11 protein-coding genes and 1 pseudogene are annotated in these 11197 nt (G+C 64.1%); 8 read left to right on the top strand and 4 right to left on the bottom strand.

Annotation, left to right across the window (positions count from 1 at the left end):
* The first annotated feature begins 98 nt into the window (after positions 1 to 98).
* The 5 genes from rpsF to ACPXCG_RS15820 all read left to right on the top strand — a co-directional run bounded on the left by rpsF (position 99) and on the right by ACPXCG_RS15820 (position 2307).
* Complete coding sequence (gene rpsF, locus ACPXCG_RS15840) at positions 99 to 380, top strand: 30S ribosomal protein S6 (RefSeq protein ID WP_425792942.1); 282 nt, start codon at positions 99 to 101, stop codon at positions 378 to 380.
* Positions 381 to 505: 125 nt separating this feature from the next.
* The gene (locus ACPXCG_RS15835; RefSeq protein WP_267631311.1) at positions 506 to 1015 is read left to right on the top strand and encodes a single-stranded DNA-binding protein; all 510 of its coding nucleotides are present in this window, start codon (positions 506 to 508) and stop codon (positions 1013 to 1015) included.
* 18 nt (positions 1016 to 1033) lie between these two features.
* Positions 1034 to 1291, top strand: a complete 258-nt coding sequence (gene rpsR, locus ACPXCG_RS15830; protein ID WP_161060863.1) for a 30S ribosomal protein S18 — start codon at positions 1034 to 1036, stop codon at positions 1289 to 1291.
* Positions 1292 to 1308: 17 nt separating this feature from the next.
* Positions 1309 to 1761 (top strand): 50S ribosomal protein L9, encoded by a 453-nt coding sequence (gene rplI / locus ACPXCG_RS15825; protein ID WP_425792941.1) that lies wholly within the window; start codon positions 1309 to 1311, stop codon positions 1759 to 1761.
* Between the two features lie 282 nt (positions 1762 to 2043).
* Entirely contained in the window at positions 2044 to 2307 is a 264-nt protein-coding gene (locus ACPXCG_RS15820) for a hypothetical protein (RefSeq protein ID WP_425792940.1), read from the top strand.
* 46 nt (positions 2308 to 2353) lie between these two features.
* On the opposite strand, the gene ACPXCG_RS15815 is transcribed toward ACPXCG_RS15820, so the two are convergent.
* Positions 2354 to 2995, bottom strand: coding sequence for a hypothetical protein (locus ACPXCG_RS15815; RefSeq protein ID WP_425792939.1), 642 nt, complete (start codon positions 2993 to 2995; stop codon positions 2354 to 2356).
* A 566-nt stretch (positions 2996 to 3561) separates the two neighbouring features.
* Between ACPXCG_RS15815 and dnaB the strand changes: the two genes are divergently transcribed.
* The 3 genes from dnaB (at position 3562) to ACPXCG_RS15800 (ending at position 8662) form a co-directional block, all read left to right on the top strand.
* Positions 3562 to 5811, top strand: a complete 2250-nt coding sequence (gene dnaB, locus ACPXCG_RS15810) for a replicative DNA helicase (RefSeq protein WP_425792938.1) — start codon at positions 3562 to 3564, stop codon at positions 5809 to 5811.
* A gap of 207 nt (positions 5812 to 6018) precedes the next feature.
* The gene (locus ACPXCG_RS15805; RefSeq protein WP_425792937.1) at positions 6019 to 7212 is read left to right on the top strand and encodes a hypothetical protein; all 1194 of its coding nucleotides are present in this window, start codon (positions 6019 to 6021) and stop codon (positions 7210 to 7212) included.
* Positions 7213 to 7726: 514 nt separating this feature from the next.
* Positions 7727 to 8662: an NADP-dependent oxidoreductase gene (locus ACPXCG_RS15800; protein ID WP_425792936.1), complete on the top strand. Its 936-nt coding sequence runs from the start codon at positions 7727 to 7729 to the stop codon at positions 8660 to 8662.
* Between the two features lie 119 nt (positions 8663 to 8781).
* On the opposite strand, the gene ACPXCG_RS15795 is transcribed toward ACPXCG_RS15800, so the two are convergent.
* The 3 genes and pseudogenes from ACPXCG_RS15795 to ACPXCG_RS15785 all read right to left on the bottom strand — a co-directional run bounded on the left by ACPXCG_RS15795 (position 8782) and on the right by ACPXCG_RS15785 (position 11197).
* Complete coding sequence (locus tag ACPXCG_RS15795; protein WP_267631317.1) at positions 8782 to 9018, bottom strand: CsbD family protein; 237 nt, start codon at positions 9016 to 9018, stop codon at positions 8782 to 8784.
* A 258-nt stretch (positions 9019 to 9276) separates the two neighbouring features.
* Positions 9277 to 9471, bottom strand: a pseudogene (locus ACPXCG_RS15790) (integrase core domain-containing protein); the annotation flags it as partial.
* Positions 9472 to 9751: 280 nt separating this feature from the next.
* Positions 9752 to 11197 (bottom strand): FAD-dependent oxidoreductase, encoded by a 1446-nt coding sequence (locus ACPXCG_RS15785; protein ID WP_425792935.1) that lies wholly within the window; start codon positions 11195 to 11197, stop codon positions 9752 to 9754.

Here is an 11197-nt window from a genome sequence, read left to right as displayed (position 1 = left end):
GGGTACGTCGTGTATCTTGGAGCGGTTGCCGACGCAGGCGACCCTCCTGCCACGGACAGTCCGTGGCCGAACTAGCCCATAGGAGGTGATGTGGTCTTATGCGTCACTACGAATTGATGGTCATTCTCGATCCGAATCTGGACGAGCGCACCGTTGCACCCTCACTGGATACCTTCCTCAACGTTGTCCGTAACGACGGCGGCAAGGTGGACAATGTCGACATCTGGGGCAAGCGCCGTCTCGCCTACGAGATCTTGAAGCACAACGAAGGCATCTATGCCGTCGTCGATCTCAACGCCGAGCCCAAGACGGTCACGGAGCTCGACCGTCAGCTGAAGCTCAACGAGTCGGTTCTGCGCACCAAGGTCCTGCGGAAGTAATCCACAGTTCCTCGATCGACACGTAAGCAGTCGGTGCCGGGCTCTAGGGTTGAACGCATAGCGTTGAACCAATGCCCGGTGCACGTCGATCAACGAGTGCCCAACCACGACCCAAGGGGAGACACATGGCAGGCGACACGGTCATCACCGTTGTAGGCAACCTGACGGCAGACCCGGAACTCCGGTTCACACCGTCGGGAGCCGCGGTGGCCAACTTCACGGTGGCCTCCACGCCGCGCACCTTCGATCGTCAGACCAACGAGTGGAAGGACGGCGAAGCGCTGTTCCTCCGCTGCAACATCTGGCGCGATGCCGCGGAGAACGTGACCGAGAGTCTGTCCAAGGGAACCCGGGTCGTCGTGCAGGGTCGCCTCAAGCAGCGATCCTTCGAAACCCGCGAGGGCGAGAAGCGCACAGTGGTGGAACTCGAGGTCGACGAGATCGGCCCCTCACTGAAGTACGCAACCGCGAAGGTCAACAAGGCCTCGCGGGGCGGCGGTGGAGGCTTCTCCTCGGGCGGCGGCGGAAGCCGCAGCGGGGGAGGCGGCGGAAGCCAGCAGGTCGCCGACGATCCGTGGGGCAGCGCGCCCGCGAGTGGATCGTTCGGCGGGGGCGACGACGAACCACCTTTCTAGAAACACACTGGAGTACCAATGGCAAAGGCAAAAAGCAGCCGGAAGCCGCGCGTCGAGAAGGTCACCAAGACCAAGGCGTGCAACTTCTGCAAGGACAAGAAGGCTGTCATCGACTACAAGGACACCGCGTTGCTGCGGCGCTACCTGTCGGACCGCGGCAAGATTCGTTCGCGTCGCGTCACGGGCAACTGCGTCCAGCACCAGCGCGATGTTGCTGTGGCCGTGAAGAACTCGCGTGAGGTGGCCTTGCTGCCCTTCACCTCGACCGGTCGCTGAGCGGAAAGGGAGCTGACATGAAACTCATCCTTACCGCCGCCGTGGAGAACCTCGGCGAAGCAGGCGACACCGTTGAGGTCAAGGACGGCTACGGCCGCAACTACCTGCTGCCCCGCGGCCTGGCCATCAAGGCCACCCGCGGCGCTCAGAAGCAGGTCGACGGCATCCGTCGTTCCCAGGAGGCCCGCGAGGTCCGCGGTCTCGAGCACGCCAACGAGCTCAAGCAGGCCCTCGAAGGGCTCACCGCGATCTCGCTGGGTGTCAAGACCCATGACTCGGGCAAGCTCTTCGGTTCAGTGACCGCCGCCGACGTCGCAGGCGCGATCAAGTCGGCCGGTGGTCCGGTCGTCGACAAGCGTTCGGTCGAGCTGCCGCAGGGCCACATCAAGGCCACCGGTAGCTACCCCGTCGTCGTGCGTCTGCACCCCGACGTGGCGGCCACTGTTGAGCTGGCTGTCACCGCCGGCTGAGCACACCGACGCAGTACCTGGCACGAGGCCGGGCGGACATGGTCCGCCCGGCCTCGTCGTCTCTTCGGGGCACGCACGCGCAACCGTGAGTAACCCCTGGCGTATGCGTGGTGGAAGACCTCACGACTCGGGTAGTCGACTACGCGTTTCACGCGTGCTGCCGAGTCGTAGTTTCAGTGCTACGAGTTCATCAGATCCGGGGGGCCGGATCGACCGCAAAGGAGCGCAACGTCCACAGGACTCGTGAACAACCGATCGTGTTCACACCAGGAGGCGTTCGCCATGCTCATCATCTTCGTCATCACCAGCGCCATCATCTTCGCGCTGCTGTTCTTTCGGTTGCTCAGCTTGGACTTTCAGGATCATCAAGCGCGGCAACTGATTGGCATCCGCGACCGTGCGCAGCCGAAGTCGATTCGGAAACAGCTGGCATCGGCACCACCCGAGTCGGCGGCCGTCGAGACCGCCGTCCCCCGGCCGCCCGTGTCCAGGCCTTCGCGCGCATGGGTTCTGGAGTTCGCCACGCAGATGAAGTTGTTGTTCTGATCATCCCACTGCTGAACTGACTGTGGCACAGAGAGTTTCGAGTAGATCAGCGCGGCGGGGCCGGCGTCGCCGGTAGTTGATTCCAGTACTGCAGTCGTGGCGGCAGATACCGAGGTGCCGGGTTGTTGCTGTGCGCGGTGTCGCCACTGGGGAAGAAGAACTTGTGCCAGCCCGCGGTGAAGATCAGGGCCCGGGAGCCGGTGCGGCAGGCGACGCTGTCGGGTCGGGGAGCGGTGCAGGTGACCCCGCCGATGGTGACCCGCTTGCCGACGGGCAGGGTCGGTGCGCGGAACCCCGACGGCGCGCCGAATCGGTAGTTCGACCAGTTGGGTACCCACCAGGGCCCTTGCTGGTCGCCGGAGATCGCCGCACCGCGAACATCGGGCGGTGCCGTCGCCGGCGTGCCCTGACAGCCAACGTAGCGGTATGTCGGACCGATCTGGCACAACCATCGTCCGGCCCGCAGGAATCCGCGTCCGTTGTCGGCGTACGCCAGCGGCCGGTAGGCGGCCGGGTTGACCGGTGCGTATCTGGAGAGGTCGAACTCGACCGGCATCGTCGGCGCCGACGAGGGTGCTGCCGATGCCGTACCCCACGGGGCGACCGTGGCGAGCACGACGGCGACTCCGGCCACGACGAGTCGCTGCCATCGAAGTTCTCGACCCCGTGTCGCCCGATACCGCCCCATGGCCAATATTGGAACACGACCCGCGGCCGGGTGGACCGAAACTCCGGAGATTGTGGGACGTTTGTCCACAACCGCACATCCGGACCGCCTCTGAGCAGGTGTAACCCAAGTCACACCGAATGTTTACCGAGTTGTTGGTTGCAGGTGGTTCGGGCTTGACCTGCAACACGCCGAACGACGTGTCCAGCGTGACACGCCGAGACGAATTCTTTGACCTGCTGTGGAAAACTTTCATGGCCCTGACCTGCAGTTACTCAATTGCTCACAGAACAAATCCCCACGCTGTACACAGGGGGTGCACAAGCCACTCGCCAGCGTCCACAGACGGTCCACAGTTTGCTGACAATGTTGTGCACAGCTCCGTTTGAACCGGACGCGAAGGTCGCTCTAGTGTGCTCCGACAGTGCCTCTGCGATAGCGCTGGGCGTTCCGCGGCCTTTTGTCGGTGGTCGTCGCTATCACGGAGCAAGCACGACCGACGTCGGCGGCGGATGCCGTGGACGCCACACAGAGTCGGACCCACTCGAAGTCGAGTGGTGCAAAGTACTGCGAGAGGTTTGACACGCGTGGCAGTTGTCGATGACCGCGGGCACGATCCAGGACATCTGGAGTCAGTTGCCGGCGGGCGAGCGGGTCGGGGGGACGATGGTGTCCCCGCCGAGGATTTCGGCCGGCAGCCGCCCCAGGATCTGGCTGCGGAGCAGTCGGTGCTGGGCGGCATGTTGCTGTCGAAAGACGCTATTGCCGACGTGGTGGAGAAACTCAGGCCCGCCGACTTCTACCGTCCTGCGCACCAGGCCGTCTACGAGGCGGTCCTCGAGCTCTACGGGAAGGGCGAGCCCGCGGACGCGGTGACCGTCGCCAACGAGCTCGAGCGTGCCGGTGAGCTCCGTCGGGTGGGCGGGGCACCCTATCTGCACACGCTGATCTCCACGGTGCCGACAGCCGCCAATGCGGGCTACTACGCGGAGATCGTCGCGGAGAAGGCGATCCTGCGGCGACTCGTGGAGGCGGGGACACGCATCGTCCAGTTCGGCTACGCCGGCGCCGACGGCCAGGACGTAGCCGAGGTGGTCGACCGAGCGCAGGCCGAGGTCTACGAGGTCACCGAGCGCCGCACCGCCGAGGACTACGTGCCGCTTGAAGAGCTACTCCAGCCGACCATGGACGAGATCGACTCGATCGCCTCGCGCGGCGGTATCTCGCTCGGTGTGCCCACCGGCTTCGTCGACCTCGACAAGATTACCAACGGCCTGCATCCCGGGCAGATGATCATCGTCGCCGCGCGACCCGGTGTCGGCAAGGCGCTGGCCCTCGACACCCCGTTGCCCACGCCGACCGGCTGGACCACGATGGGCAAGGTCGGTGTCGGTGACCTGCTGCTCGACGCCCAGGGCACGCCAACCAAGGTGGTCGCCGCCACCGAGGTGATGACCGAACGCCCTTGCTATGAGGTCGAATTCAACGACGGGACAATCCTCGTCGCCGATGAACAGCACCAGTGGGTGGCCGACATCGACGGCAAACGACAGACCGTCACCACCGAGGCGATGCGCGCCCACGTCGGTTGCGCCGTGATCCGCAACACCCAACCGCTGGAATTGCCGCGGAAGCGCCTGGCATACGGCCCGTACACGGTTGCGGCGCTGGCCGGGATGGCCTTCAACGATCCCGAGATCGCCATGCGGATCGATGCCGAAGGTCCCGTCGACGTGATGACGTTGATGGCCGACCTCGGTGGCCGGATACCGTTCGAATATCTTCGGGGGTCGATCGCGCAGCGTCGAGCACTGCTCGCGGGGTTGCTCGACGCCCGCGCCACGGTCGACGACGACGGCTGGATCACCGTGCCCGCCGCCACGCGGCACATGACCGCCGTCGTCGCCGACCTGGTGGCCGGACTCGGATACAACTACAAGCGCTCGGTCACCGGCTGGCTGCGGGTGGACGCCGACGACGACGTCTTCACCGTTCATCACAAGGCCATCCGGCACAAGGAACTCCGTCGCCGAGCGGGCGTGCGACGACTGATCTCCGTGCGGCCGGTGGACAGTGTGCCGGTGCGGTGCGTGCAGGTCGACAACGACGAGCAGATGTACCTGGCCGGCGAGGCGATGGTGCCAACGCACAACTCGACGCTGGCGATGGACTTCCTGCGCTCGTGTTCGATCACCAATCACCAGACGAGCGCCATGTTCTCGCTGGAGATGAGCAAGACCGAGATCGTCATGCGACTGCTGTCGGCGGAGGCGAAGGTGAAACTCGGCGACATGCGCGGCGGAACGATGACCGACGACGACTGGACTCGGCTCGCACGACGGATGGGTGAGATCTCCGAGGCGCCGCTGTTCATCGACGACTCACCCAACCTGACGATGATGGAGATCCGCGCCAAGGCCCGCCGGCTGAAACAGCGCCAGGACCTGAAACTCGTTGTGGTGGACTACATGCAGCTGATGACCTCGGGTAAGAAGGTGGAGTCCCGGCAGCAGGAGGTCTCCGAGTTCTCCCGCCAATTGAAGCTGCTGGCAAAGGAACTCGAGGTTCCGGTGGTCGCGATCAGTCAGCTGAACCGTGGGCCCGAACAGCGGACGGACAAGAAGCCGCAGGTGTCGGATCTGCGCGAGTCGGGCAGCCTTGAACAGGATGCGGATATGGTCATATTGTTGCACCGCCCAGACGCATTCGAGCGTGACGACCCGCGCGCAGGCGAGGCGGACATCATTTTGGGCAAGCATCGTAACGGTCCAACGGCGACGATTACTGTTGCGCACCAACTGCATTTGAGCAAGTTCGTGGATATGGCGCGCGGGTAGCAATTGCTGCCCGAGCCTTCAGTCCAGGTGGATACCGGCGCGACGTTTTCGCTCAACAGGCCCAATGTCAAACAAGAAGTGATGTCTCCTGACCATATCGCAGTTGATCGGCATCCGATGATGCCGAGCCCGTTCCGGCATCTCCCACTTCGGCTGCCCGTCGCGTGAATGGCACCACGGAGGGGGTGGATTCTCCTGTCCGATCTAGTGATTCCGCCGTTGCTGCGCTACCAGATCAACGTTGTTGCCGATCGCGGTCTGCCGACACGGATGAGCCGTGCCACGCTTCGCGGCGGCGTTCGCCGGCGTATCGCGGTCGCGGTCGTGCTGATGCTGGCTCCGATGGCGGTGGTCGCCGCACTAGGTGACACGTCGATGGCGGGATTGGCCGTGGCAGCTGCGGTCGGCGTGGTTCTGGCGGTGTGGTTCGCAGCGTTGGCGAGCTTGGTGATCGTGACGGCACTCTGGCGGCGGAGGCTCCCGCCGGGTACGAGGATGTCGGCGGAATTCCATCACGATGCCATCACCTACTTCCTGGGCAGAAGCGGCCGTATCCGACTCGACGAGGTGAGCCATCTGCGAGACCTCGGCACGGCGGTGCTGATCGTCCCCGCCCGCGGGCCCAGGATTCTGCTGCCCATCGAGCTTGTCCCGCCGCCCATCGCCGGCTACCTCACGGCGTTGTGCGACGCAGATGCGGACAGCGCAGATGGCGATGCCAGGCCACCAGAACAGCGGACACCGACACTGCAGGTCCAGCAGCACCGCGACTGGGTTGCCGAGGACATCGAAGGCCTGACTGATTTCGTTGCCGCCCTGCGCTATTGGGCTGCTGTGCAGCTGGTGTTGGACGAGCAGGGCTGCTTGCGTGGGGCTCCGTTGTTCGGGCTGCCGTATGTGGCGGCTGGGCGGCTGGTGATTCCACGTGGGCCGGGTAACGCTGAGGACTCTGATGGATTCACCGACTACTCGATCCGTAAAGAATCCGATGGTTACAGCCTCCGGGCAACGACACGCAGTCGCGGCGACTGGTATTTGGACAGGCCGACGGCGTGGTTCGGTAGGTTCGATGACGCCGCCCGCTACTTCGTCGGACGCAATGTCGCCGGGCCCACCAGAATGCGGTACCGGCCGACGATCTTGCCGGTGACGAACCTGCAGTGGCTCGACCGGGGGCTGGCAGCGGGTTGGGTGCAGTCGCAGCAGCCCGTGCCAGGCGCTGTGGTGTCCGCGAAGAGGTGCGTCACGCCGGACGAGCCAGGGCGGTTCTATGCGACCAATTCTGGCGACAGTGCCACATCATTTTTGCTGAATCTGTCGTGGCGACAGTTGAATGAAACGTACACGGACGGTATCCCCGGCATCGCGAAAGTGCCGCTTAGGACATTCGCCGGCGAATGACGTCGGCACAAAGGCTGCACACTCAGGCGACGGCTTCGGCTCGCAGGGCCAACGCGATAATTCGTGGGCAATCTTCCGAGATCGGCACGCAGGACTGGCCGTAGAAGAGAGCGGCCGTTTGGCTTAGACGCCCGAGGCATTCTCCTCCGCGATCCGCGGTGGTCTGTCCGCTCACTTGTGGATACAACCGCACAGTCACGCGACAGTGAACATTGACAATGCACGGCGACACTCGGAGAAGTTGTCTAAGTGCCCTCACGATTCTTGTCAATCTTCGCTGCATCTCGACAGCTTCGACAAATCGCGCACCTAGCCTGAGCCGTCGACGACGGTCCCGGAATGCATGGGCGATCGCGTCAGCCAACGGACCTCGTCACCGTGTCCGTTGGCGATCGAGCGGGCTCGTCGATCGGGTTTCGGTAACCGCCGTCCACTGGACGTGCCCTTGGTCTCGAACTGTCCCTGTTTCGACGATTTCCGGAATCAATCGGTCGGGCAGCCCGTTGGTGCCGATATGCGAGCAATCACATATGACCGCTTCGGCGGCTCCGATGTCCTGACGCTGACGGATCTCCCCACGCCCAAGGTCGGTCCCGACTCGGTACTTGTGCGCGTCCGCGCCTCGAGCGTGAACCCCGTCGACTGGAAGGTCCGGGAGGGTTACCTCGCCGAGGTCATGGATACGGTGTTCCCGGTCGTTCCGGGTTGGGATGTCGCTGGGGTCGTCGAGCAGGTCGGCTTGGACACGCCCGAGTTCCAGCTGGGCGACGAGGTGTTCGGTTACGTCCGGAAGGACGTCGTCGGTGGGGAAGTGGCGGGTGGAACGCTGGCCGAGTTCGTCGCGGCGCCGGTGCGCACACTCGCGCACAAGCCTGCCGGGTGGTCGTTCGAGGAGGCTGCGGCCACTCCGCTCGCCGGGCTCACTGCTTTCCAGACGATTCGCCGGGCGGGCCTGCAATCAGGCCACACGGCCCTGGTCCATGCCGCCGCGGGCGGTGTCGGATCGTTCGCGGTACAGATCGCTCGGTCCCTCGGCGCGCGGGTGATCGGCACGGCATCGGAAGCCAATCACGAATACCTCCGAACTCTTGGCGCCGAGCCCGTGACCTACGGAGAGGGACTGATCGACCGCGTGCGCGCGCTCGAACCGCAGGGTGTGGACGTCATTCTCGACTACGTGGGTGGTGACGCGCTCGACACGGTGCCAGATCTACTGCGCGACGGTGGCACAGTTGCCTCCATCACGGATGCCCGGGCGCGCGACGAGTTCGGCGGACAGTACGTCTGGGTGCGGCCCGATGCGGCGGATCTCGCCGAACTCGCCCGGCTCGGCGAGGCGGGCGAGCTGAAGCCAGAGATCGCCGAGGTGTTCGACCTCGTCGATGCCGCCGGTGCGCACGAGCGAAGCCAGTCCGGCCACGTGCGCGGCAAGGTCGTCGTTCGCGTGTGACGTCGATGCGCCCATCGAATCGGAACGTCGAAGGTCCGGTACGCGGGTGATACCCGCGTACCGGACCTTCGATATCTCAGGCGTTTGCCGTCAGCATGAGGCGACGACGCCGCAGCGAGCTACTCCTGTTCGCTCCGTTGGCGTTCCTCGTCAACGCGAGCCTCGGCGCGAGCCTTTTCCGCTTCGGCTTCCTTTTCAGCGGCAGTCCGTTGGGATTCTGCCTTGTCTTGTTGCGCTTGGCCTTCGCGGGTCATCGAATCTTGCCCTGTGACCGCGCCGACGGCTTCTTTGGCCTTGCCCTTCGCGTCTTCGACGACGCCCTTGATTCCCTCGGCGGGTCCGCTGTTCTCACTCATGAATGCACTCCTTGCAGTAGCTCGTCACTCGTCGAAGGGTTGAACACCCTTGGAGTCGACATACCCGACTTGCCACGCGGCCAAACGTGCCACCGCACGGGATCGATGCGCTTCGTATGGTGAAGCCCCTCGCATGCCACCGGGGCACGTGTCATCGGGATGACGCAGAGCAGGGAAAACAGGGAAAACCAACGTACTCGTCTCTGATACTGAATCACCCCACGTTTTGTGCCGCCCCCAATGTGGGGGCGTACTCGTTGGGTGGACCAGGCCGATGCTTGAGTGCAAGCGGCTGCAGTTGTACCAGTCGACCCAGGCCGCGGTGGCGTATTCGACGTCGGCGATGGTTTTGTACGGGCCATGGTGGAAGATCGTGGTGCGGATGCATTCGGTCTTGTAGAGGCCGTTGGCGGACTCGATCAGCGCGTGTATTGGGCCCCTGCATCCGATTGACGACCCCTGCCGGAATGTGCGCGTTCGCCAGCTCCGCACCCATCACCCGAGCGTCCGGGCGATCGCAACCCTAAGAAAGTGCCATTCTGTCACTCAGACAGGGCATTTTATCTATCCCGCTCCGTGGATTCACCTGCAGACCGATGGATCGAGGCTAAAGCTGTTCGGCCATCTGAAGGTTGAGACTGACCCATCGGTGGAGATTGCGAGGCGCAGCAGACAGCGCTCGCTCCGTCAGCTCGAAGACTGAGGGCCAGCGACTTTGAAATTGCCGTGGCCCCTATTGACTCATCTCCAGGACCTTCAGATCTGCCACGAGACTCGCCAGGGTCTCAGCAGCATCGGTACGGTTGGTTCCGATGAACCCCGTCGGGCCGCGCTTGATCCAACCCACGACGTACGTTCCAGCCGTGACCCGACCATTCTCGTTCGGGACGGTCCCGCTCTCGTCGTCGAACGGCAGTCCCGGTACGGGTTGCGCGCGGTAGCCGATCGACCGCAGTACCATTCCGGCAGAAATGATTTCGGTGTCGTCACCGAGTTCGGCTCGGACCGACCCGTTGGTCGATCTGACGAGGTTCGTGTGCGAGACCCGGATACCTGAGACCTCATCGGTTCCGACGATCTCGACCGGGGCGGTGCGAAACCGCAGTACGATTCGGCGCGCCGATGGGTTCGCGGGCTCGGTGGCGAAGGATGCCAAGATCTGCTCGACGTCGGAATCACCGGAGATGGGTTCACCACGGTTGTCGACGATGACCTCCACGTCTGGCAGATTCTGGAGTCCGATCAGTTCGGGCAACGTGAACGCTGCGTGCGCGGGGCCGCGTCGGCCGAGCAGCATAACCTCACGAACTTCACTGGCGCGCAGTGCGGTCAGGGCGTCACGTGAGATGTCGGTCGGGGCCAACCGGTCCGGATCGGCGGTGAGAATGCGTGCGGCATCGAGGGCAACGTTGCCATTGCCGACGATGACCACGCGCGGATGATCGAGTCGGATGTCAGCGTCGCGATGGTCCGGATGGCCGTTGTACCAACCCACGAAACGGGTGGTGGCCATGCTTCCGGGCAGATCCTCGCCGGCGATGCCGAGACGGCGATCATGGGACGCGCCGACAGCATAGATGACCGCCGAGTACTTCGCAGTCAGTTGCTCATGGGTGACGTCTTTGCCGACCTCGACGCCCATGCGGTAGCGGAAGCCCTTCTGCCGGGCGATGACCCGGAACCGGTCTGTGATCGCCCGGGTACGACGGTGATCGGGCGAGACACCGAATCGCGCGAGTCCGAACGGCTCGTCGAGCCGCTCGTAGACGGTCACTCGCGCGCCCGGGTATCGCAGGATCTCGTCGGCGGCGTACATGCCGGCCGGGCCCGAGCCGACGATTGCCACGTGGAGCTTCCGGGCGATCGCATCGTCGAGATGGCTACGTGAGCGTAATTGCCCCAGGGGCGGGCGGTCGGCGTGTGGATGTTCCTCGAAGTGGTCCGCGTTCAGTCGGGCGAACACCACTTCGTCCGGATTCAACAACCGTTCCGGCTTGATCGCTTCGACCGGGCACGCGGTGATACAGGCCCCGCAGTCGATGCATCCATTCGGGTCGATGTAGAGCATCGCCGACTTGCCGAAGCTCGGATCGGCCGGCGTGGGGTGGATACAGTTCACCGGACATGCGGCAACGCACGATCCGTCGTTGCAGCAGGATTGGGTGACGACGTGAGGCAT

Source organism: Gordonia sp. DT218, from assembly GCF_049847105.1.
Taxonomy (GTDB): domain Bacteria; phylum Actinomycetota; class Actinomycetes; order Mycobacteriales; family Mycobacteriaceae; genus Gordonia.
The sequence above is the reverse complement of the archived record's forward strand: the minus strand, read 5'-3'. Positions and strand labels throughout refer to the sequence as shown.

Bases quoted from the DNA above. Each gene is read 5' to 3' on its own strand.
- rpsF (WP_425792942.1), top strand. From the start codon at position 99: ATGCGTCACTACGAATTGATGGTCATTCTCGATCCGAATCTGGACGAG.
- ACPXCG_RS15835 (WP_267631311.1), top strand. From the start codon at position 506: ATGGCAGGCGACACGGTCATCACCGTTGTAGGCAACCTGACGGCAGAC.
- rpsR (WP_161060863.1), top strand. From the start codon at position 1,034: ATGGCAAAGGCAAAAAGCAGCCGGAAGCCGCGCGTCGAGAAGGTCACC.
- rplI (WP_425792941.1), top strand. From the start codon at position 1,309: ATGAAACTCATCCTTACCGCCGCCGTGGAGAACCTCGGCGAAGCAGGC.
- ACPXCG_RS15820 (WP_425792940.1), top strand. From the start codon at position 2,044: ATGCTCATCATCTTCGTCATCACCAGCGCCATCATCTTCGCGCTGCTG.
- ACPXCG_RS15815 (WP_425792939.1), bottom strand. From the start codon at position 2,995: ATGGGGCGGTATCGGGCGACACGGGGTCGAGAACTTCGATGGCAGCGA.
- ACPXCG_RS15800 (WP_425792936.1), top strand. From the start codon at position 7,727: ATGCGAGCAATCACATATGACCGCTTCGGCGGCTCCGATGTCCTGACG.
- ACPXCG_RS15795 (WP_267631317.1), bottom strand. From the start codon at position 9,018: ATGAGTGAGAACAGCGGACCCGCCGAGGGAATCAAGGGCGTCGTCGAA.
- ACPXCG_RS15785 (WP_425792935.1), bottom strand. From the start codon at position 11,197: ATGCCTCACGTCGTCACCCAATCCTGCTGCAACGACGGATCGTGCGTT.